Source organism: Megasphaera sp. MJR8396C, assembly GCF_001546855.1.
Taxonomy (GTDB): domain Bacteria; phylum Bacillota; class Negativicutes; order Veillonellales; family Megasphaeraceae; genus Megasphaera.
In genome coordinates this window covers 121240-142603 of the sequence record NZ_KQ958206.1, presented here as the reverse complement: position 1 = coordinate 142603, position 21364 = coordinate 121240, and the positions used below count along the sequence as shown (strand labels likewise).

26 protein-coding genes and 1 riboswitch are annotated in these 21364 nt (G+C 52.3%); of the genes, 3 read left to right on the top strand and 23 right to left on the bottom strand.

Features of this window, described 5'->3' with window-relative positions:
- Positions 1-95 precede the first annotated feature (95 nt).
- Positions 96-1286: a methionine adenosyltransferase gene (gene metK / locus HMPREF3201_RS09740; protein WP_062412872.1), complete on the bottom strand. Its 1191-nt coding sequence runs from the start codon at positions 1284-1286 to the stop codon at positions 96-98.
- 61 nt (positions 1287-1347) lie between these two features.
- A riboswitch (SAM riboswitch) is annotated at positions 1348-1448 on the bottom strand.
- A 192-nt stretch (positions 1449-1640) separates the two neighbouring features.
- On the opposite strand from metK, the gene HMPREF3201_RS09735 reads away from it, so the two are divergent.
- A complete protein-coding gene (locus HMPREF3201_RS09735) occupies positions 1641-3275 on the top strand; it encodes a hypothetical protein (RefSeq protein WP_154253934.1) in 1635 nt (544 codons plus the stop codon).
- Between the two features lie 73 nt (positions 3276-3348).
- Here the strand turns inward: HMPREF3201_RS09735 and HMPREF3201_RS09730 are convergent, their stop codons facing one another.
- From HMPREF3201_RS09730 to HMPREF3201_RS09705, 6 genes are all read right to left on the bottom strand, one after another.
- Positions 3349-4017, bottom strand: coding sequence for an NAD(P)H-dependent oxidoreductase (locus HMPREF3201_RS09730; protein ID WP_062412870.1), 669 nt, complete (start codon positions 4015-4017; stop codon positions 3349-3351).
- A gap of 215 nt (positions 4018-4232) precedes the next feature.
- The gene (gene coaBC, locus HMPREF3201_RS09725; RefSeq protein ID WP_062412869.1) at positions 4233-5450 is read right to left on the bottom strand and encodes a bifunctional phosphopantothenoylcysteine decarboxylase/phosphopantothenate--cysteine ligase CoaBC; all 1218 of its coding nucleotides are present in this window, start codon (positions 5448-5450) and stop codon (positions 4233-4235) included.
- A 16-nt stretch (positions 5451-5466) separates the two neighbouring features.
- Positions 5467-5676: a DNA-directed RNA polymerase subunit omega gene (gene rpoZ / locus HMPREF3201_RS09720; protein ID WP_044504066.1), complete on the bottom strand. Its 210-nt coding sequence runs from the start codon at positions 5674-5676 to the stop codon at positions 5467-5469.
- Between the two features lie 16 nt (positions 5677-5692).
- Positions 5693-6307: a guanylate kinase gene (gene gmk, locus HMPREF3201_RS09715; protein WP_062412868.1), complete on the bottom strand. Its 615-nt coding sequence runs from the start codon at positions 6305-6307 to the stop codon at positions 5693-5695.
- A 4-nt stretch (positions 6308-6311) separates the two neighbouring features.
- Positions 6312-6599, bottom strand: a complete 288-nt coding sequence (locus HMPREF3201_RS09710) for a DUF370 domain-containing protein (RefSeq protein ID WP_062412947.1) — start codon at positions 6597-6599, stop codon at positions 6312-6314.
- Complete coding sequence (locus HMPREF3201_RS09705; protein ID WP_062412867.1) at positions 6599-7486, bottom strand: YicC/YloC family endoribonuclease; 888 nt, start codon at positions 7484-7486, stop codon at positions 6599-6601. Before HMPREF3201_RS09705 ends, HMPREF3201_RS09710 begins: the two co-directional genes overlap by 1 nt.
- A 262-nt stretch (positions 7487-7748) precedes the next feature.
- Here HMPREF3201_RS09705 and HMPREF3201_RS09700 point away from each other — a divergent pair, with 262 nt between their 5' ends.
- Both HMPREF3201_RS09700 and HMPREF3201_RS09695 read left to right on the top strand, forming a co-directional pair.
- Complete coding sequence (locus HMPREF3201_RS09700; RefSeq protein ID WP_062412866.1) at positions 7749-7988, top strand: hypothetical protein; 240 nt, start codon at positions 7749-7751, stop codon at positions 7986-7988.
- A gap of 125 nt (positions 7989-8113) precedes the next feature.
- Positions 8114-9820: an Rqc2 family fibronectin-binding protein gene (locus HMPREF3201_RS09695; protein ID WP_062412865.1), complete on the top strand. Its 1707-nt coding sequence runs from the start codon at positions 8114-8116 to the stop codon at positions 9818-9820.
- A 56-nt stretch (positions 9821-9876) separates the two neighbouring features.
- On the opposite strand, the gene HMPREF3201_RS09690 is transcribed toward HMPREF3201_RS09695, so the two are convergent.
- The 16 genes from HMPREF3201_RS09690 to HMPREF3201_RS09615 all read right to left on the bottom strand — a co-directional run bounded on the left by HMPREF3201_RS09690 (position 9877) and on the right by HMPREF3201_RS09615 (position 21343).
- The gene (locus HMPREF3201_RS09690) at positions 9877-10509 is read right to left on the bottom strand and encodes a class II aldolase/adducin family protein (RefSeq protein ID WP_072272077.1); all 633 of its coding nucleotides are present in this window, start codon (positions 10507-10509) and stop codon (positions 9877-9879) included.
- A 13-nt stretch (positions 10510-10522) separates the two neighbouring features.
- On the bottom strand, positions 10523-11287 hold the full coding sequence (gene speD / locus HMPREF3201_RS09685; protein WP_062412864.1) for an adenosylmethionine decarboxylase: 765 nt from the start codon (positions 11285-11287) through the stop codon (positions 10523-10525).
- Positions 11288-11319: 32 nt separating this feature from the next.
- Positions 11320-11820: a metallophosphoesterase family protein gene (locus tag HMPREF3201_RS09680; RefSeq protein ID WP_062412863.1), complete on the bottom strand. Its 501-nt coding sequence runs from the start codon at positions 11818-11820 to the stop codon at positions 11320-11322.
- Positions 11817-12407 (bottom strand): XTP/dITP diphosphatase, encoded by a 591-nt coding sequence (locus HMPREF3201_RS09675; RefSeq protein ID WP_062412862.1) that lies wholly within the window; start codon positions 12405-12407, stop codon positions 11817-11819. Before HMPREF3201_RS09675 ends, HMPREF3201_RS09680 begins: the two co-directional genes overlap by 4 nt.
- 21 nt (positions 12408-12428) lie before the next feature.
- Entirely contained in the window at positions 12429-13091 is a 663-nt protein-coding gene (locus HMPREF3201_RS09670; RefSeq protein WP_062412861.1) for a coenzyme F420-0:L-glutamate ligase, read from the bottom strand.
- Between the two features lie 14 nt (positions 13092-13105).
- On the bottom strand, positions 13106-13648 hold the full coding sequence (locus tag HMPREF3201_RS09665) for a hypothetical protein (RefSeq protein WP_062412860.1): 543 nt from the start codon (positions 13646-13648) through the stop codon (positions 13106-13108).
- A gap of 35 nt (positions 13649-13683) precedes the next feature.
- Positions 13684-14487 (bottom strand): glutamate racemase, encoded by an 804-nt coding sequence (murI, locus tag HMPREF3201_RS09660; RefSeq protein WP_062412859.1) that lies wholly within the window; start codon positions 14485-14487, stop codon positions 13684-13686.
- Complete coding sequence (locus tag HMPREF3201_RS09655; RefSeq protein ID WP_062412858.1) at positions 14477-14926, bottom strand: acyl-CoA thioesterase; 450 nt, start codon at positions 14924-14926, stop codon at positions 14477-14479. Before HMPREF3201_RS09655 ends, murI begins: the two co-directional genes overlap by 11 nt.
- A gap of 141 nt (positions 14927-15067) precedes the next feature.
- Positions 15068-15289, bottom strand: a complete 222-nt coding sequence (locus HMPREF3201_RS12030; RefSeq protein ID WP_227163075.1) for a YkvA family protein — start codon at positions 15287-15289, stop codon at positions 15068-15070.
- Between the two features lie 131 nt (positions 15290-15420).
- Positions 15421-16437, bottom strand: coding sequence for a hypothetical protein (locus HMPREF3201_RS09645; protein ID WP_062412856.1), 1017 nt, complete (start codon positions 16435-16437; stop codon positions 15421-15423).
- Positions 16438-16495: 58 nt separating this feature from the next.
- Entirely contained in the window at positions 16496-17233 is a 738-nt protein-coding gene (locus HMPREF3201_RS09640) for an SDR family NAD(P)-dependent oxidoreductase (protein ID WP_062412855.1), read from the bottom strand.
- Positions 17234-17243: 10 nt separating this feature from the next.
- Positions 17244-18032 (bottom strand): sulfite exporter TauE/SafE family protein, encoded by a 789-nt coding sequence (locus HMPREF3201_RS09635; protein ID WP_062412854.1) that lies wholly within the window; start codon positions 18030-18032, stop codon positions 17244-17246.
- 67 nt (positions 18033-18099) lie between these two features.
- On the bottom strand, positions 18100-19248 hold the full coding sequence (locus HMPREF3201_RS09630) for an MGDG synthase family glycosyltransferase (RefSeq protein ID WP_062412853.1): 1149 nt from the start codon (positions 19246-19248) through the stop codon (positions 18100-18102).
- Between the two features lie 110 nt (positions 19249-19358).
- A complete protein-coding gene (locus HMPREF3201_RS09625; protein ID WP_044504084.1) occupies positions 19359-19637 on the bottom strand; it encodes an HU family DNA-binding protein in 279 nt (92 codons plus the stop codon).
- A gap of 48 nt (positions 19638-19685) precedes the next feature.
- Positions 19686-20702, bottom strand: coding sequence for a nucleoside triphosphate pyrophosphohydrolase (gene mazG / locus HMPREF3201_RS09620; protein ID WP_062412852.1), 1017 nt, complete (start codon positions 20700-20702; stop codon positions 19686-19688).
- A 158-nt stretch (positions 20703-20860) separates the two neighbouring features.
- Positions 20861-21343, bottom strand: coding sequence for a MarR family winged helix-turn-helix transcriptional regulator (locus HMPREF3201_RS09615; protein ID WP_062412851.1), 483 nt, complete (start codon positions 21341-21343; stop codon positions 20861-20863).
- Between the last annotated feature and the right edge of the window lie 21 nt (positions 21344-21364).

Sequence of the window (21364 nt, the reverse complement as noted above, 5' to 3'; positions counted from 1 at the left end):
TAAGGGCTGCAGCCAAGGTTCGTCGCTGCCGTCCGAGGGCATACGCCCAAAAACAGAAAGAGACTGCCGTAGCTGCGGCAGTCTCTGCATCTCAATTATAAACCGGCTTCTTTGCGGAGCGTTTCCGCTTTATCGGTCTGTTCCCAAGGCAGGTTGAGATCGTTGCGGCCGAAGTGGCCATAAGCAGCAGTCTGTTTGTAAATCGGCCGCTGTAAGTCGAGCATGGCAATGATGCCAGCCGGACGAAGGTCAAAATTCTTTTCGATGAGTTCGACAATCTTTTCATTGTCAACTTTACCGGTACCGAAGGTTTCTACGTGAATCGAAACCGGGCGGGCTACGCCGATAGCGTATGCCAACTGGATTTCGCACTTATCGGCAAGGCCGGCAGCTACGACGTTCTTAGCGACGTAACGAGCTGCATAAGCGGCCGAACGGTCGACCTTTGTGGGATCCTTACCGGAGAAAGCACCGCCGCCGTGACGAGCCATGCCGCCATAGGTATCGACGATGATCTTACGACCCGTAAGACCGGAGTCGCCCTGAGGACCGCCGATGACGAAACGACCCGTCGGGTTGATGAAGAGTTTCGTCTTATCATCGAATAAGCCCTGCGGGAGTTCCGGTTTGATGACGAATTCGAGGAGGTCTTTTTCGATCTGTTCCCGCGTGATTTCCGGGCTGTGCTGGGCCGAGATGACGATGGTATCGATGCGGACCGGTTTGCCGTCTTCATATTCGACGGTAACCTGGGTCTTGCCGTCCGGACGAAGGTAGGACAAGGTGCCGTCTTTACGAACACTGGCCAAGCGGCGTGCCAAGCGGTGAGCTAAGGAAACCGGCAGGGGCATGTAGTCATCCGTTTCGTTGGTGGCATAGCCGAACATCATGCCCTGGTCGCCGGCACCGATGGTGTCGAACTGGTCCGTATTGCCTTCCTTCTTTTCCAAGGCATCGTCGACGCCCATGGCAATGTCCGGGGACTGTTCGTCGAGGGATACCAAGACACCGCAAGTATCGCAGTCAAAGCCGTATTTCGCACGGGTATAACCGATGGAACGAATGGTTTCACGAACGATGTGCGGAATATCAACGTAGCACGTCGTCGAAATTTCACCGACGACATGGACCATCCCGGTGGTCACTAAGGTTTCACAAGCAACGCGGGCATTTTTATCTTTTGCAAGAATGGCATCCAAAATGCTGTCAGAAATTTGGTCAGCCATTTTATCCGGATGCCCTTCGGTTACGGATTCAGATGTAAAGAATTCACGATTTTTCACCATGAGTTTTCCTCCTTAAAAAAAAATTCCCCTCATTCATGACTGTCATGAGAGGGGCTTCCAATCCCCATCTGCCAGTATAAGACTGCTGGAATTAGCACCTTTCATTGATGAAGGTTGCTGCGACATCATAGGGCCAGTCCCTCCGTCGTCTCTTGATGGTTCTTTATTTGATTTACTGGTTCATTATAATTCAAACCCCTCTATTTTGCAAGTTCTTTTTTGGTATAGCAAACATGAGTTCTATCCTCCCTCAAATTTTCATCAGTCCCTCCCTCTCCCGGCACTTCCGGCAGAATGTTTTTTACATCCGCTACAGAAAACGTTATAATGAATAGATAGGAAGAAAGGATGATTATGATGACCAAATTGCGGCCAAGAGATATATTTTTCAACGACCCTTATTTTGACTTTGCCACCCATTGCAAAACGGCAGATCTGCGTTTGGCCAAACGCGTAGAAATCTGGGATAAATGGTATCGTACCCAAGGATTGGTAACGACCTTACTGCAGCGCGAAAGCCTGGCCTTCATCCGCTATAACGGCACCGAGCGGGAAGAAGCCATGATTCTCCGGATATACGAACGGACACCGGACCGCCTCCTCATCAATACCTATTATGCATCGAAACGAAATGCCACGGAAATCTATGCCGGCACAATTCGCCTGGAACGCTACGCTACGGCCCAGACGACGGACGACGAGTCCTACATGGGCATGATCGACCTCTTAATGCTAAAGACCGACGATGAACTGGTCGGGTTGAGCGACGTCTTTGAAGACATCCAACAGGCCAAACACATGGCCGCCCAGGCCTTAGGCATCTACTTGATGGCCATGTATGACGGCCCCTGGGTCGATGAAAGCCAGGACGCCGGCAGTAAGACACCGGCCATGATTGCCGGCGAAGAACGAGAAGAACTCCTTCAGCTGCGCCAGGAAAAAGCTCAGATGGAAGCCGACCGGGAAGAACTCCTGCGCCTGCGTCTGGAAGCCCAGAACCGAAAGACCGTCCTTGCCGAACTGGAACGGCTGCGCCAAGAACTGGACGAAGAACGGAGCGGCCGTCAACAGGACCTCCAGCACTATGAAGCGACACTCCGCCAACAAGAAGAATATACGGAACGGATCAAGGAAAAAGCAGCCATTCAGGTATCGGAGCTGTTGACCCTGCGCCAGACCCTTCGTAAATATCAGGCCAACCCTGATGCAGCCAAAAAGGCCGCCGCGACGGAACCAGAAAAGCTGGTAGCTGCCCCGAAGGCCGAAAACACCGTAAAACCGGCAGCGCCCATCACCCCATCGACACCGGTGAAAGCCGACGCGCCGGTCACAGCGACAGTGCCTTCAAAAGCAGTGGAAACGACGACTTCGACGACACCCATGGGAGCGACGGTAACGGCCAAAACGTCATCGCCGGACAAAGAAACAACGCCGACAGCGCAACCGACTCCGGAAACATCGACGGCCCCCGAAAAAACCGTCGAAGGACCCGATTCCGCCAAGCCGATCATACCTACCAATCAGGGCTCTTCCGAAGAACTGGCTAAAACGGCTGAAACAGCAACCGCCAAACCGGAAACAGACGCAAAAACGACTGAGCCTGCCGCTGCCAAACCGGCAAAGGCCAAGAAAGAATCCGAAGACCGAGGCCTCGAACTGCCGTCCTTTATGACCCAGCGCGACTACACCCACAGCCTCGACCGCTTCCTGGCCGGCCGCCAAATCGCCTTGGCCGGCGGCACTCCCGAATGGCAGCGCCGGATAAAGCGCCGCTTCCCGACGGCCGCCGTCCTCAGCGGCTATACCGGTGACGACCGAATCCTGCGAGCCTCCTCGCTGTTAGTCCTCAACTTGAGCGAAGGCCAGACTGACCTGGTCAAATGGGCCATGGCCGCGGCCCGGGACATGGGCTGCCCCTATATCCCCATTAAGACAACGAATTTAAACGGCTTTGCCAAGGCCGTCATGGAATACGCCAAAAACATATAAAAAAAAACGGCAAGAACAGCAGATTCACCCGACTGTTCTTGCCGTTTGTTATGCAATTGAAAGAAGTCTTTCCTTATTTAACCCAAGTAACGATGTCTTCCATGGCCTGCCGCGTTTTAGCGTACGGTTCATCATTGTGATAGCCGAAGCTGGCCATGACCGAAACGCCGAAATGTTCCTTATCGAGGAGACCTTCTTCGGCCAACATGGCTTCGACCTTGCTGCGGTTAAAGCCTTCAATAGGGCAGGAATCGATGCCGAGCATAGCCGCCGTCGTCATCATATTGGCCAAAGCCAGATAGGTCTGTTTGCTGGCCCAGTCAAAGATGGCCCGGTCGCTTTCCAATAAGTTGAAATCATCCTTCTGGAAGGCTTCAAAGGCCGCTTTTCTCCCCTGTTCGGCATCTTCCGGCAAATGCTGGACGTCTCTCATGATGTGGGTAATGTAAGGCGAACTGTACAAGGTATCGACTTTCTTACGAGCCAATACAATCACGAAATGGCTGGCTCCCCTTAAGCTGTTCTGAGCGCCCCAGGCCAGGGGGAATAATTTATCCTTAATGTCCTGGCGTTCAATGACTAAAAACTTCCAGGGCTCAAAACCAAAGGAGCTCGGCGATAACCGACCTGCTTCCAAAATCGTATGGAAATCGGCGTCCGATACTTTTTTCGAAGCATCGTAGCTCTTGGTGGCGTGTCGGAAATTAAAGGCTTTTAAAATATCGGCTGCAGCAATGTTCATGTGGATCATCCTTTCTAGGCAATCGTATATGTTTCACTAAACGTAATCATGTATCTCACTTTAAATCTTGACTATTTTAGTATAGCATAAGATGTTCAAAACGAGAAGTACGCACTTTTTGTATAGCTGCTATGGATAATGTGAGGAAGTAGTAAAAAAGACCACTCCGACAGACTGTGCATCACAGCTGTCGAAATGGTCTTTCAGTATGCCTTTTATTTGGAAGTTTTGGCGTCGATAATCGCAGCCGCACGAGCTACGATGATGGATGCCAATTCGTCTTTGGCCATCTTTTCTAATTTCTCCGAAGAGCCGTCGGGAAACAGTAAGGTGGCAATATTGGTCGTCCCCTGGAAGCCGGCGCCTTCAGCACTGACGTCGTTGGCAACGAGCATATCGAGATTCTTTTTCTGAAGCTTCTTGGTACCGTATTCGATGACATTCGTCGTCTCAGCGGCAAAACCGACCAGGACCTGATGGGTTTTATGCTGGCCCAATCCATAGAGGATGTCCGGATTCTTGGTCATTTCAAGATTCAGGACGTCGTCGTTTTTCTTGATCTTGTCGGCAGCCGGATGAGCGGCACGGTAATCGGCAACGGCAGCGGCCTTGATGACTAAATCGCAGTCGTCATAATACGATTCGACAGCGGCTTTCATGTCGTTGGTGCTGTTGACGTCGATGCGGCGGGCAAGACCTACGGGCGTCTTGAGATTATCCGTCGTACCGGCGACGAGGGTGACTTCGGCTCCGGCGGCAACGGCAGCTTTGGCAATGGCAAAGCCCATGCGGCCGCTGGAATGATTGCCAATGAAGCGGACCGGATCGATGGGTTCCCGCGTACCGCCGGCCGTTACGATAACTTTTTTGCCCTTGAGCAAATCATTTTGACAGGCCAACAGTTCGATGTAATCGACGATGTCGCCGGGATCAGGCAGGCGACCGATGCCGGTGATGCCGCAGGCCAGGTATCCGCTGTCGGGTTCGATGAGATGGTAGCCGAATTTTTTCAGCTTGGCCATATTATCCTGGGTAATGGGATTCATATACATATTGCTGTTCATGGCCGGCGCGATTAAAATCGGGGCCGTCGTCGCCATGACCGTCGTCGTCAGCATGTCGTCGGCAATGCCATTGGCAATCTTACCGATGATATTGGCCGTCGCCGGGGCAATGACCAGGACGTCAGCCCAACGAGCCAGGGCGATGTGTTCGACGTTGAATTCCGGAACGTCTTCAAACATGGAAACGGCAACGGGATTTCCTGAGATTTCCCGCAGCGTCAGCGGCGTAATCAGCTCGGTTGCATGGGCCGTCATGATACATTTGACTTCAGCCCCTGACTTACGAAGCTGACTGGCAATGGATGCCGCCTTAAAGGCTGCAATGCCGCCCGTAATGCCGAGGACAATCTTTTTCCCTTCCAAACTCATGGCAAGTACCTCCGTGTCATTTAATGCCGTCGCGAGGGGCTTCATAAGTAATCTTATTCTGGTCGATTTCTTCCATGGCAATGGAAACGACTTTGTTCGTATCGACGTTGACCAGGGCTTCATCGTGGTCGGTCAGTTCACGGGCGCGTTTGGCAGCCAGGGTAACCAGTGTATATTTGCTGTCTACTTTCTGCATCAAAGATTCAAGGGTCGGTTTAATTAACATAGTTCATCTCTCCTAATCATTTATACAATTCTTTCGTCTGTGCAATGTTCTTGACATTGCGCATGACTTTACACTGTTCGGCTTTTATGATCGAGGCCGCATCGTCAATAGCCGTGTCCAAATCGTCATTGACGATGACATAGTCATAGCGGTCGATCCAATCCAGTTCTTCCCGGGCTTTGGACAAGCGGCCGGCAATGACTTCCTCGGTATCGGTCTGGCGGCTGCGCAGGCGGTGTTCCAGAACGGCGCGGCTCGGCGGCACGATGTAAATGAAGACGCCCTTGGGGTAGCGTTCCTTGACCTGCATCGCCCCTTGGATATCGATTTCCAGCATGACGTGCTGGCCTTCTTCCAGCATCTGATAAACGTATTTCTTGGGCGTGCCGTAATAATGGTCGTAGACCTTGGCGTGTTCCAAAAAGGCATCTTCTGAAAGCATCTGTTCAAAGCGGGCATTGTCTGCGAAATAGTAATTGACGCCGTCGACTTCTCCCGGTCGGGGCTGACGAGTCGTCATGGAAATGGAATATTGGATATTGGGGAACAGTTTGCGCAGGGCCGCACAAATCGTTCCCTTCCCGGCTCCGGACGGGCCGGATACGACGATGAGCAGTCCGGAATCATTCATAGTATTACTCCCTTTCTTCTTCCGCTGCATCGCTGGGAAAGGCATCGCTGCCTGCCGACACGATACGGTGGGAAATGGTTTCCGGCTGAAGGGCCGACAAGATGATCCAGCCGTTATCCATAACGATGACGGACCGCGTCTTGCGGCCAAAGGACGCATCGATGAGGGTGTTTCCGTCCCGGGCATCTTGGATAAGGCGTTTGATCGGCGCCGATTCCGGGCTGATCATGGCCACGACCTTATCGCCCATGACGACATTGCCGAAGCCGATATTTAACAAATTAAAGTTCATCATTCGATATTCTGCACCTGCTCGCGGATTTTTTCGATTTCATTCTTTAGCTGCAGCACCGACTCGGTGACGGATAAATCGCCGGCCTTGGAGCCGATGGTATTGGCTTCGCGGTTCATTTCTTGAATGAGGAAATCCAGTTTTCGACCGACTTCGCCGTCGCTTTCCAGCATGCCGTGGAGCTGATTCAAATGGCTTTCAAAGCGGACGACTTCTTCCGTAACGTCGACCTTATCGGAATACATGGCGACTTCCTGTAAGAGTCGGTCTTCGTCGGGCACGGAGGCCTGAGCTTTATCGATGAGCTGGCGGATTTTCTTTTCCAGCCGTTCTTGATAAGCTGCCGTCATAGCCTCCTTGCGGCCGGCAATGTCTGCGACCAGACCTTTTAAGACAGCGGCCCGGGACAGCAGATCCCGTCCGATATTGGCGCCTTCGCGAAGGCGCATGGCAACCATGCTGTCTAAGGCACCCTGCAAGGCTTCTTCAAAAGGCGGCCAGCTGGCATCGGTATCGATAGCCGGCGGCGTCTGGACGAACCAGTCCTTGGTCAAGGCCATGACCTCGCCTAAAACGACGGGACTGCCATCAAAAAAGCGGCTCTTAGCCCCTTCAAGGGCCGTTTTAACGGCACCCAGGGCAGCATCGTCGATCTGGATATCCGGCGCTGCCGGTGCCAAATCCTGAACGGTAACAAAGACGTCGACCTTGCCCCGCTTCAAAACGCCCTTAATGCCGCTGCGCAATTGATCTTCCAAAGCCAGGTAGGCATGAGGCATCCGTATATTCAATTCCAAAAAACGTTGGTTCACTGCCCGCATTTCAATGGTAACAGCCAGTTTGCCGTCATTGCCGGTTCCCCTGCCAAAACCCGTCATACTTCGCATGTTCGAACCCCCTTAATAACCTATTCAATACCTCATTATAGCCCATCTGCCGACTCGATTGCAAATATTTTATGCCGATATCAGTCTATGCCGTCCTGTCATCGGCCCTGCCACAGCATAGATTGCCTCGGTCAGACCGCCTTTTCAACGTCCTTCCGGCGATGTCCTGAAGCGCCACACACAAGGACCTATTGCCATTCCCGCCCCTTCTGATACAATAAAAGTAAAGGATTGTCTGTCACGCCGTCAGGAGGTCTTGCTCATGAGCCACCATCACCAAAGCTCGTCCCTCTTAGAAAGCTTTATATCCCTTTTCATCGAAATCCTCTCCGCCCTTAGCCTGTCCCTTTTGACACTGCTCATCGCCGTCCCCCTGCTGGGATTCATCATCTATCTGTGCTGCGCCCTTCTCTTCCCGGCGTCCTGGGCCTTCCCCATCACGGCGGCTTTTATGGTATGTCTCTTACTCGCTACGGCCCTTTTTTCTTGGTATGACACGTAAGCCTGCGTCGATACGGCCCCTTCTTTTTTGAAGGGGATTTTTTCTATCCCTTCACAGGACCTTATCAAACATGGTAAGATAAAAAGGATTGAATTTTTTAGTGTACCAGATAAGGAGGTACTTCTATGAACTTAGACGGCATCACATTACACTGCATTACCAACGAACTGGCCGACATTCTCCAAGGCGGCCAGATTTCTAAAATCTATCAACTCGACGCCCGGTCCCTGTACTTCCGCATCTTTAATGATACAGGCCTTCACCATTTAGTCATCACCCTCGATGACTCGCCGCGCCTCTATATTGCCGACACGGTCCCGCCGACGCCGGATATCCCGACGGGACTCTGCATGTTCCTGCGGAAATATTATGAAAACGGACGCATCGCCTCCATTGCTCAGCTCCACTTGGACCGACTGATCGAAATCGCCGTCGACGTCCTCGACATATCGGGCAAGGTCGTCACCCGTAAGATCCATGTCGAACTCATGGGGAAATACAGCAACGTCATCTTCACCGAAGACGGCGTCATCATCGAAGCCCTCATCAAGACCGGCAAGAATAAACAGGCCGTTCGCACCATTGCGCCCAAGGAACCTTATGACTTTCCGCCGAACTTCATGCGCATGGATCCCTTTTCCTTCTCCGCCCAGGAACTGACGGAGATGATGGAAACAGGCGGTGACGAAGCCTTAAAAGGGTGGATGCTCAAGCGTTTCAACGGCATGAGCACCATCGTCCTCAATGAACTGTCCCATGATTCGGGCATCGATACGGGGACCCTCGTACAGGATCTGTCGCCGGCCGACCGTTTCACCTGGTGCCGTACGGTCGAAGCCTTTGGCAATCGCCTGGCCGGAATTTCCGGAGCCTACGTCTATACCGTCAAGGGCAAGGAAGTCATCTTCCCCCTGGAACTCAACAGCCTGGCCGAGTATCCGCGGCGTCACTTCCCCCTCATCGAAACCTACCTCAGCGAATATCAGACCACGCACCGCAGCCTGAACGGCGAACAGGAACAGCTGCAAAAGAAAGTCGCCAAACTCATTGAAAAACAAAAGCGTAAGATAAAGCGCATTGCCGATGAAATGAAGGAAACCAAGAAGATCGACACTTATAAATTGTACGGCGACCTGCTCATGATTTATGCTTACGAAAAGCACGACCATGAAAAACAAGTGACGGTCAAGAACCTCTTATCGGAAAACCAGGAAGACGTCACCATCGCCCTCGATCCGGCCTACTCCATGACCGACAATGCCAATCGCTATTACAAGCGCTATACGAAGCTGCGCAACCGCAAACAGATATCGGCTCAGCTCCACGAAGAAAACCAGCAGCATTTAGATTACCTTTACTCCCTCGAATACGCCCTGGAAAATACGACGACGAAGGATGAAATCACGGACATCAAAGCCGAAATGAAACAGATGAACCTCATCAGCGGCCACAACAAGGATAAGCAAAAGAAGGAGTCGGCCCAGGACATCTTGACCGTCGACGCCGACGGCCTGACCATCTGGGTCGGCCGCAACAATCGCCAAAACGACTTTTTAACCCTAAAGCGGGCTCATCCCTATGACCTGTGGTTCCACGTCAAGGACCAGCCCGGATCCCACGTCATCTTAGCCTCGCACAACGCCGATCCGACCGATGCCCAAATCGAACGGGCAGCTCAACTCGCCGCCTATTACAGCAAGGGGCGGGACAGCTCTAAAGTCGAAGTCGACTGCACCCTCGTGCGCCACGTCAAGAAACCGGCTCACGCCGTCCCGGGCTACGTCATTTTCACCAACCAGACGACGTACATCGTCGAACCGAAAAAAGAATAAGCTATACGCCCTCACAACGTACGACAAAAAAGCTCTCGCATCTGCGAGAGCTTTTATTATTTCTGTTTCAGATACCAGCTCAAAGGCTTGGCCTTGGTCGTCGTATGACCTTTATCACCGCTCGCCAAAGAAAAGATCAGAGAATCGCGGTACATCTTAGCCACGGCTTCCAGCGTATCGAGACGGTAGAAGGCTTCGGTGAGGTCGGCGCCTACGGTGACGGCACCGTGGCGTTCCATGAGGAATACCGACGCCGTTTCAGCAGCCGCACCACATCCTTCGGCAAGTTCCAAAGATCCAGGAGGCGCATAGGGCACGGTCGGCACGTCGCCTAAGACCATGGCCCCTTCCGTCACGATGTCGGCGGCAAAGGAAATGCCTGCTACGGTCAGGGCCGTCGCCGTGACGGGATGAGCATGGATGATGGCATGAACATCTTGCCGCTTGCGATAAATCGTGAGATGGAGGGCCGTTTCCGACGACGGTTTTCCTGTCCCTTCGACAACGATGCCGTCCAAGTTGACGAGGAGAAGGTCCTTCGGATGGAGTTCCCCCTTGGGCAGGCCCGACGGGGTAATGACGATAAGGCCGTCGTCGCGGCGGTAGCTGATATTACCGTCACAGGCAGCCACCAGTCCGCCCTTCTTCATGGCCTTTCCGATGGCACAGAGTGTTTTCTTAGTATCCAAGCTTTCGTCCTCCTTAACGCATAGACGGCATATTGCGGCCGTTGTAGATTTCCAGCATTTCCTGCCGTACCTGGCGGCGGATCTGCTGCTGTTCCCGTTCACTCAAATCGTCTTTGGTAATATTGAACAGGTAGTTATTTAAATCAAAGTCGTGGAGGACCATCTTAGTATGGAAAATATTCTCCTGATAGACGTTGACATCGATCATATCATAGCGATGCCGCGTCGCCGGGGCAATATAATTCTGAATGGAATTGATGCGATGATCGATGAACAGCTTCTTGCCGTTCATATCCCGCGTAAAGCCGCGGACGCGATAGTCGAGGGTGACGATGTCGGAATCGAAGCTGTCCAGGAGGTAATTGAGGGCATTGAGCGGCGAAATACGGCCGCAGGTCGACACGTCGATATCGGCCCGAAAGGTCATGATTCCCTTTTGAGGATGGCTTTCGGGATAGGTATGGACCGTCAAGTGGCTCTTATCGAGATGGCAGACGACGTCGGCATCGTGGACCTCTTCCTCAGAAATGAGGATGGTAACGCTGGCGCCCTGAGGATCGTAATCTTGGCTGGCCACGTTTAAGATATGGGCACCGATAATATCCGACACATTGCGCAGGATATTGGTCAGTCGTTCAGCATTATACTGTTCGTCGATGTATTCGATATATTGGCGCCGCGATTCGTCACTGACGGCATAGCAGATGTCGTAGATGTTAAAGCTCAGAGTCTTCGTCAGGTTGTTGAACCCGTAGAGCTTGAGTTTTTTCGTTTTCATGAATGGTGTATCCAGTTCCTTCCCTATAGGGCTTATTTTCGGTCAATCTCATGAAAGGCGATGTCCGTAATGGTCCCGTCTTCGATGGTTACGACGGCATAGGTCCCTTTTCGCCCGTCGCGGGGCAGGCCGATGCTTCCGGGATTGACGATCCACAAGTCCCCCTCACGCTTGATAAAGCGCCGGTGGGTGTGGCCGAAGACGACGAGATTTGCCTGCTGTTCCCGGCCTAATTCGATGAGTTTCTGCAGTCGTCGTTCGCCATACCATTGGCTGCCGTGAATGGCGACGATACGAATACCGCCTACGGTAACGCAGCGGCATTCCGGATCGTTGGTATGGTTCAAATAATCATTATTGCCCAAGACGGCATAGACCGGCACGCCAGTGTATATGGCCAAATCTTCGCCGTCATCGCAGTAGTCGCCGCCGTGAATCCAGGCGGCCACGTCGGGGGCGCTATCCGCCATGCGGGACAGGCATTCAAAGCGGCCGTGGCTGTCACTGACCAATCCTACCCGGACGGTACTCATGACAGGGCCTCGACGAGTTTCTTCAAGGCTTTCCCGCGATGACTGATTTCATTCTTTTCGTCCATAGACAATTCGGCCATGGTCTTCCCTTTTTCAGGCACATAGAATAAAGGGTCGTAGCCAAAGCCGTTATGGCCGACATAGACATCCTGAAAGAGGCCGTCACAACTGCCTTCAGCCTGTACGGTACGGCCATCGGGCCAGATGAGGACCAGCGAACAAATATAATGGACCGTCCGTTTTTCCGGCGGAAACGCAGAAAGTTCGGCAATGAGCTTTTCATTGTTGGCCTCATCGTCGCAGTCGGGACCGGCATAACGGGCCGAGTAGACGCCGGGACGGCCGCCAAGCGCATCGGCAGCGATCCCGGAATCATCGGCCAAACAAGGAAGGCCCGTAACCTTCATATAATACGAGGCTTTCAGCAGGGCGTTTTCGGCAAAGGTCGTTCCCGTTTCTTCCGGTTCCGTAATCGACGGCAGGACATCGTGTACCGAAACGGCTTCATAGCCTAAGGGCTCCAAAATACACTTAAACTCCCGGATCTTTCCGGCATTATGTGTTGCCAGTACAATTTTTTCTGCCACGGCACATCCCCCTATCCGGTCTTATTTTTTAAGCATTTTTGCGTAATTTTTAATGACGACAATCGGCGTCTTTTGGGACGCATTGCCAAAGGGATTGTCGATGAGGATCCGAGCGATTTCCTTCGGATTGATGCCCTTGCTGTGGCCGAGGACAGCCGAGCGCTTGAGGTCGTTGACGTCAGCGACGACGGCACCGTAGCAGCCCATGCGCTGTTTGATTTTTTCAGCCACTTTATCCGGTTCAGCCGGACCGTAGACGATACATTTATCGAAAGGCGGCATGGTGCCCGTAACGTCATCCGTAAGCGACGCCTGACGGCATTTTGCATACCAAACGCCGTTCTTGCCGGCCAATTTTGCAAAGAAGCCGACGATGAACCAGAACAGCATCTTCCATTCCCCTTCGAGGTTCATGGCTGCCTGCATCCCATAGAGGCTGGCCATGCTGCCTTCACCGGGGACGAAGCGCCGCATGAGGCGGGCCTGCCAGGACGGCGTCAGTTCTTCCGGACGCGTATAGCGGTGCTGGGTAATGGCGACGACACTTTCGGCCGTGCAGACCAAGTCATCGGGACCGACGACGTGTTTTGCATATTCTTCGATGACATCGACGATATCATCTTTATCGGTAAGGATTCTTGTTTTTACAGGGACTAATTCTACGGGTACTTCAATTTCTGCCATTTGTCTAAGACCTCCTAATTCAATTCCAATGCGTGCTGTACTTCCGATGCCTTCAAGGTAATACGGGCCTTATGGATGTACCATTCGCTGCGGGATACGACTTGATAGACAAGATCGATGGGCATGTCGGGGAAGGTCTTCAAGTCTTCGCGGATGTTGCCTTCTTTGCTGACCAGGGTAATGGTGACGCGAATCATGCCCCGGTCGCGAGGATTAAAAATAACCGATTCCCAGTAGTTGTCATCGCGTTCGGCTGCCTTGTTGGCAAGTTCGGACTGGACAGTGACCTTATCGTACTGTTCACGCGGAAGGAGGGTCCGGGGATAAAAGTCCATGATCGTACCCAGCTGACGGCCGGCATTGTGAATGGGCACTTCCGTTTCAAAGACGGCCTGATTCTGAGTAATTTCTTTCATTTCAAAGGGTTTCCGATGGCGGGCATCGATAACGAAGCGAGCATCCCCCTGCCGCCAGGCAAAGAAGCGGAACAGCAGGTAGAGGACAGCAGCAATGCCGATGACGGCAATGATCACATTGAATAAGACATAGAAAAACACGGCGCAAGACTCCTTTATGTAAAATATAGATACGATTAAATGAGGGTAATTTCTTCAGTTGTAAATTCATTGGCCGGAATGAGGTGCTCTGCCAGGTGGGCACCGCGCTCCTTTTCGGCCGTAAAGCAAAGGCGTAAATAGCCGTTTTCTTTGTTCGGGTTCAGTAACCCGTCTTTTTTTAAGACATCCAGCGTTTCCAGGGCCATTTCATGGGCTGGATCGACGAAAGCAATGGAATCGCCGCAAAACTCTTCAAAGAGGGGCTGGATAAAGGGAAAATGAGTGCAGCCAAAAATGGCCGTATCGGCACCGGAACGAAGGACCGGTTCCGTATACTGCTGCAGAGGGCCGCGGATTTCAGGCCCGTCGAGGACGCCCCGTTCGATGAGATTAGCCAGGGCCGGGCAGGACTGTTCAACGATTTCAATATGGCCGTCCATAGCCGCAGCGACCTTGCGGTGGCTGTGATTGGAGATGGTTAACGGCGTGGCGAAGACGGCGATCTTTTGGGTCGCACTGATCTGCTGGGCCGTCTTGAGTCCCCGACTCATGCCGATCAGCGGGTAATCGACTTCCTTTACGACGGTATCATAGGCAACGGCCGTAACGGTGTTGCAGCCGATGGCGACGACTTTGACCTTTTGCTCGGTCATGAAGCGCAGAATATCCCGGGTATACTCAAGGATTTCTGCCGGCGTCCGCGTCCCGTAAGGGTTCCGCTTGGTATCGCCGACGTAGATGATATCTTCATGAGGCAGGAGCATCCGCAGTTTAGCGACGACCGTCAATCCGCCGACACCGGAGTCAAAAACACCGATAGGCCGTGAATTACCTTCCATGAATGGCTCCTTCGACGTCTGTATCTGCCTGTTCGGCAGCGTACATGGCCTGTAATTTTTTATAATCTTCATCGGCGAGGCGGGCTACTTTTCCGCTGGCTTTGTGGACAAATACGTTCTGCGTCGTTCCTGTCGCCAACAGGCGGTGATCATCGTGACTGACGATACGGTAGGAAAAAACCATCTGTGCCCGGCTGAGCTTGACCAGGCGGGTCTCGATGTCAATGATATCGGCATAGTTGATCGGGCTGATATATTCGCAGGATACACTCTTAATGGGATAGGTAATCCCTTGATCAAGAAGGTCGAATAAGTCGAGGCCGGCGGCGGCAAAATATTCACAGCGGCCGCATTCAAACCAGCGGATATGGTTGGAATGGTGAGCAATGCCCATCATGTCCGTTTCATAGAACCGCACTTTTTCAACAACAGTAATCATAAATTCTTAACTCCTAACTTTATACACGCTCATATTATTTTACGATGATGACCTATGTTTGTCAAAGGAAAAGTCTGAAATGCAAACGATAAAGGGACTGTCCTCGTGCGACAGTCCCTTTATCAATCATGCTCCGGTTACTCACGAACTTTTCAGGAACGGGAACATGCGGCGTACCTTTTCCCGGTGTTCCGGTTTGACATAAGTCCCGGCCAAGTGCAAGGCTGCAGCAACGACAGCGGCATCGTCCAGCCAGCCAAATCCGGCAAAGACGTCCGGCACCAGATCAAAGGGCAAGATGACATAGCCAATAGCCCCCATCAGAGCCAGTTTAATAAACTTCGGCGTGTCTTTATCTTGCATGCAATAAAAAATTGTCAGGATTTTCGGTAAAAATTTAACTTTTCTTCCGGCTGTGCGGATGAACATGATGAATCGGCCCGGTGTATAAAATTGGGCAAAAAAGCTCAGTATTTTCCACATCGGCTTTCACCTTATTTCATGTCTTCCAAGGATTTTTTAGCTTCTTCTACAGCTTCTTTAACCTTTTCTTCGACATCGTCGGCATCCATGTCGGATACATCCTTGGCGGTATCTTTAGCATCTTTGGCAACGTCCTTGGCGGCATCCTTAGCGTCTTTTACAGCGTCCTTAGCGGCGTCTTTAACGTCTTCCGCTGCATCCTTAGCATCTCTGGCAACGTCCTTAGCCTTGTCCATGGCGTCAGAGTCAACGACCTTATCGACAGTATCGTTGAAAGCATCTTTGGCGTCGTCAGCGGCATCTTTCAAATCTTCCGCTTTTTCATCGACGATTTCATCGACCAGGTCATCCTTGTGAACGACAGAGTTATACAGTTCTTCCCCTTTTTCTTTGACGTCCTGGATACGGTCTTTGGCAACGCCGCCCCATTTCTTCATGAAATCGATTGTTTCGTCACCGAGAGGAACGTTCTTCAGCGGATTTTCCTTAAGCTTATCGGCCTGTTCCCGAGCTTTGTCCTTCCATTCGCCCATCATTTCGATGTACGGACCCATATCGGTAGGCATACCGTCTTTGAGCCAGCGCTGAGTGACCCGGCCGAGGCTGTAGGTAATCCCGACGGCGACGGGGACCTGGATAATGCTGAAAGGAATAAGCGTCGTCAGCAAGGTGCCGGCTACGCGGCTGCCGACAGCCCCTAAGAAGGCGATCAGAGCCCGTTCGCTCAATTTAACGTCGTAGACTTTGGCAATGCGGCTGACGAGGTACACTTCATTGGCCATGAGGGCTGCCGTTCCGATAAGCGGCGCAATGACGATGGCGCCGGCACGGGCAGCGGCCCAGCGGCACAGCATTTCGACTTGGACATCTTTGTCTTCCGTCGTCTGTTCCATGGCTTTGACAACACTGTTAGCAGCATCTTCGATCGGTTTAGAATGACTCTGTTTGAAATCAGCCAATTCCTGTTTCAAAGCGGCAAGCTCTTCCTGCAACTGCTCTACGGTTTTTGCATTTTCTTCATTTGCCATACTTTAACACCCCATTCTTTGACGAAATAAACACTATATTTTATATTTTCCCATGTTTCTACCAGCTTGTCAAACCCCCGTCAACAGGAAGTGCCGCTGCCGTAATAAAGGACGCATCTTCGCTGAGCAAAAAGGCAATGGCCTTGGCTACCTCATCGGCCTGGGCCAGGCGGTACAAGGGATACTGCTCTTTCATAGTCTCTCGCTCCATGTCAGGATGATCGCGCAGCTGCTTTTCAAGCATCGGCGTTTCGACGTCACCGGGGCAGACGCAGTTGACCCGGATCTGATGCGGTGCCGCTTCCAGGGCCAGGGACTTGGTAAAGGCCACGACAGCCCCTTTGGTCGCCCCATAGACGGAACAGGCAATATTTCCCTGCAGGCCGGCATCACTGCTGACGGTTACGATACTGCCCGGCCGGCGGCGTAAGTGCGGCAGGGCGTATTTACAAAGAGAAATGGTCCCGTAGACATTGACAGCAAAGAGCTGCTGTACCTCGTCAGGCGTTACGTTTTCAAGGAGTCCCTGCTCGTAGATCCCGGCCGACGTCACCAGTCCGTCGAGGCTGCCAAACCGGCGGACCGTCTCATCCACCATGTTCCGGCAGTCTTCATCCCGGCTGACGTCCCCTTTTATATAACAGACAGCCTTTTCCGGTCCCAACTGCTGTAAAGCCGCCTCCCCTTTGGCCTCGTCCCTGCCGCTGACGGCAACTTGCCAGCCGCGGTCCAGGAGGACGGCCGCCGTCGCAAGGCCGATGCCCGACGTACCGCCGCTAATCAGTGCTGTATTCATCATGATCTCCTCATAGAATGCCAAAATAGGAAAGGCCCAGCTTTCCAATAAGGGCTGCCGTCACGACGAGCATGACGACTCGAACAAAACCGGTCCCCCGGCGAATGGCCAGGCGAGAGCCAAAAAAGGCGCCCGTAAAGATGCACAGGGCCATGACGACGCCGTAGACATAGAGAATCGTCCCCGACCAGACCAGGATGACGAAGGCCGTTATATTGCTCATGAGATTGAGCATCTTGGCGTTCCCGGCGGCGGTGACAAAATCAAAGCCCAGGGCTGCAAAGGCGACGATGAGAAAGGTCCCCGTACCGGGTCCGGCAAAGCCGTCATAAAAACCGATGGCGCCGGCAAAAAGAGCCGTGAGAATCAGGTTTCTTCCGGTCTCGCCAGCATAGGTATTGACCGAGCCGAGATTGCGCCGCGTAAAGACGACGACGGCCGCTGCCATCAGCGACAGAATGATCAACGGCTGAAGCCATTCCGCACTCATATGCAGCATGACCAGGCAGCCGAGCACAGCCCCTATAAAAGTACAGGGTAAGGCCCGTTTCATCAAATGCCGATCGACTTTACCGGCCTTAAAGAATTGCCAGGCGCTCATGACGGCGCCAAAGGTTGCCGAAAACTTATTGGTCCCCAGAGCCAAATGAGGCGGCAGGCCGGCAGCCATCAGGACGGGAAGCGAAACGAGTCCCCCGCCACCGGCAATGGAATCGACAAAACCGGCTAAAAAACCGCCGGCCATAATAAAAATCAGGACACCCACAGACAGGCTTGCATGAAAAAATTGAACTTCCACAAAAAAGACTCCTTTTAGAAAAAAACTCCTCTTGTTTCGCAGAGCGAAACCGAGGAGGCCCTTTTCTTTAGTGTTCGTATATCAAAGATGACGGCACGGCAGCATCTGTTGCCGGCTGTAAGAGGCGGATGATTTCTTTGCCGATAATCCGTGCGCCGTCGCGGTGACAGTCGAGGCTGGCTTTTGACATGGCTTCCAATTTTTCAGGATGCGTAAATAATTCCGATACGATGGAGACCAGTTCTTCCTGTTTCTTCACCCAGGCGGCACAGCCTTTAGCCTGCATATACTTGGCATTGGCCTCTTCCTGCCCCGGAATCGGACTGTATAGGACCATCGGCACCTGCACCGCCGCGCCTTCTGTACAAGTAAGCGCTCCCGGTTTGGTGAGCAGCAGTGACGCCCGGCACATGAGTTTTGAAATCTGGTTGGTATAACCGAGGATTTCTACGTCATGATCCAGTTCCCCGCGCATCTTCGACAATTCATCGTAGAGATCGGCGTTGTAGCCGGTTACGACGGTAAAGCTGTCGACGACGGACAGTTGATCCAGGAGTGCCAGTGATTGCCGGATAGAGCCCATTCCCAGGCCGCCGCCCATGATAAGGATATTTTTATTATTCCGATGTTCCTCATCCCAGTGCCAGCGTTCCTGGTCAAAAGCCTTGCGCACGGGAATGCCTGAAACGACGATTTTATCGGCAGCTACGCCCTGTTCGATGAGCAGGTCTTTAATCTGCGTCGCAGCGACACAGTAGACGTCGATTTGAGGATAGACCCACAGCTGATGGATCGCAAAATCGGTAATGACGCCGACTAAGGGAATATTCAGGCGATGCTGGCGCTTTAAAAGCGCTGCCGCCCCTGCCGGAAACGGATGGGTAAAGACCAGGACATCGGGCTTCCGGTCGGCTAAGACCTTGAGCAGCCGCCGTTTCAGTCCCCAAGCAAAGAGGGTTTTGACGGCCAGGCCTTTCTTATACCCTTGTGACGAGTAGTACATCAAATCGTATAACAGCGGAAAGACATCGAGAATCTTAATATACGTCTCTTTGACGATGTTGTCGATGGACAAGATATCATTGGACAGAAAATCTACGTGTTCGACATCACATTCTTCAGGAATGGTCTTGACATATTCTTCTATAGCCCGTGCTGCCTGTGTATGGCCTGTACCGATCGAGGCCGACAGGATCAGGACTTTTTTCTTTGTCATATAGGATCCCTTCTTTTATAAACAGCCTTCGTTGCACCTTCCACTATATAGTACGACAACTTGCATGAAAAGAAAAGGGCCGTTTTTCATGCGGCCCTTCGGGATCGTACTTATTTGTTGTTAACCAAATCTTTAAGCTGTTTGCCTGCTTTGAAAGCCGGAGTCTTGGAAGCTTCGATCTGGATAGGTTCGTTGTTGCGAGGATTGCGGCCTTCGCGAGCTTTACGCTGACGGACTTCAAACGTACCGAAACCGATGATCTGGACTTTATCACCCTGGGTGAGGCTGTCGCTAATAGCTTCGAATACGGCCTTTACAGCCTTTTCAGCGTCTTTTTTCGTCAAATCGGATTTCTGTGCTACTGCAGCGATTAATTCTGTTTTGTTCATGTTACTAGGTCCTCCTTTGGATCGTCACATCTTCCTAACACTAACAGTCTAGAGTTTTTCCTGCCGTTCTATTCGCTTGGCTTCCTGCCAGAATGAGTCCAACTCATCCAGTGAAAACGCCTCCCATGGCCGGCCCGACCGGTTGACCCGATCCTCGACATGAGCAAAACGGCGGCGGAATTTACTATTAGCCCGATGTAACGCACATTCCGGCTCTATATGATAGCGTCGGCATAAATCAGCAAATACGAACAAGACATCCCCAGCTTCCTCTTCAGCGTGGACAGGATCGCCTTCATCAAGGGCCTGACGGAATTCATTCCATTCTTCCTGGAACTTCTCCCAGACGCCTTCTACATCCGGCCAGTCGAATCCGACCTTAGACGCTTTCTCCTGAAGCTTGTCGGCAGTCAGGAGTGACGGCAGGCCGGGAACGACTCCGTCCAGCAGATGAGCGTGCTGCTGGCGTTGTTCTCCTTGCTTTAATCTATCCCAGTTTAACATACTCGTCCCTATATTTTCAAGGCTTTTTTGGCTAAAAACATAGGGATGACGCCGAATCATCTTATTTGTGATATCTTTTACAACATCCTGCGCCGAGAAAAGGCCTTTTTCTTCGGCAATTCTGGCATGGATAGCCACCTGATAGAGGATATCCCCCAGCTCTTCACGGATGCCGTCGGTGTCCTCGTTGTCAATGGCATCGAGCATTTCGTAGACTTCTTCAATGAGGTATCGCCGCAGCGTCCGGTGCGTCTGAGAGCGGTCCCAGGGACAGCCGTCTTCGCGGCGAAGTCTGGCCGTAACATCCGTAAGGGGCGTCATATCAAAGGGAAGCTGTTCCTTAGTCAGTCCCTCTTCCTGCCGCTTCTGATCGATGAGGCGGCGCACGGCTTCTGCCATGTCCGGTCCGCCGGGCACAGTGTGGACGACGGCATGAAGGCGGCTCTCTTTCAATAAGAGGTCGACGATGGGTGCATACGTTTCGGCAAAGCTTTTCCCGTCCTGCCCATAGGCATCGAGGGGACGGTCATCGGTCCCTAAGGCGATGATTTTAATTTCCATGGAAGTGTCCCTCATTTCTGTCAAAATAGCTTACGCCTGTCATTATACCACGACCTCCTTCATCTGTCCTGCTAGCAGTACATCCTGCCTGCGGTCGCAGTCCATGAAAAAAGCTGAAAAGGATTCCCTTTCAGCTTTCAAATACCCCCCTATCGGAATCAGCCGCTCAACTTGGTCAGCAAGAAAATAAGCTGCGTCTGTTCGGCTTCACTGAGGCGGCTCATGAGCATTGAAATGCGGAGATAGTGATCGGGCAGCACATCATCCATAAACTCCCGTCCTTGAGCCGTCAGGCGAACTTTTTTGTCTCTTTTATCGGTCTGGTCGATGGCCACTTCGGTCAGTCCGTCACGGACCATGCGTTTGACCATGGTCGTAATCGTCGCCCGGGTGACACCGGCCCGGTCGGCGAGCTGAGACGGCGCAATGCCTTCGGGCATTTGATACAGGACGAACATGACCCGCAGTTTGCCCCGCGACAAATGGTAGTGACTGGCCAGCACGTCGTTGATGGCAGCCCGGACATACTCAGCCGCCTGGGAAATGCGAAGCATGGCTAAGACCGCCGACGGTTCAATTTCAGGAATATTCTGTGCATATTTTTCCAATTCTTTCCGCGTAGGGAATACATCAAAACCCATAAGCTCACCCTCCTCTTCTAA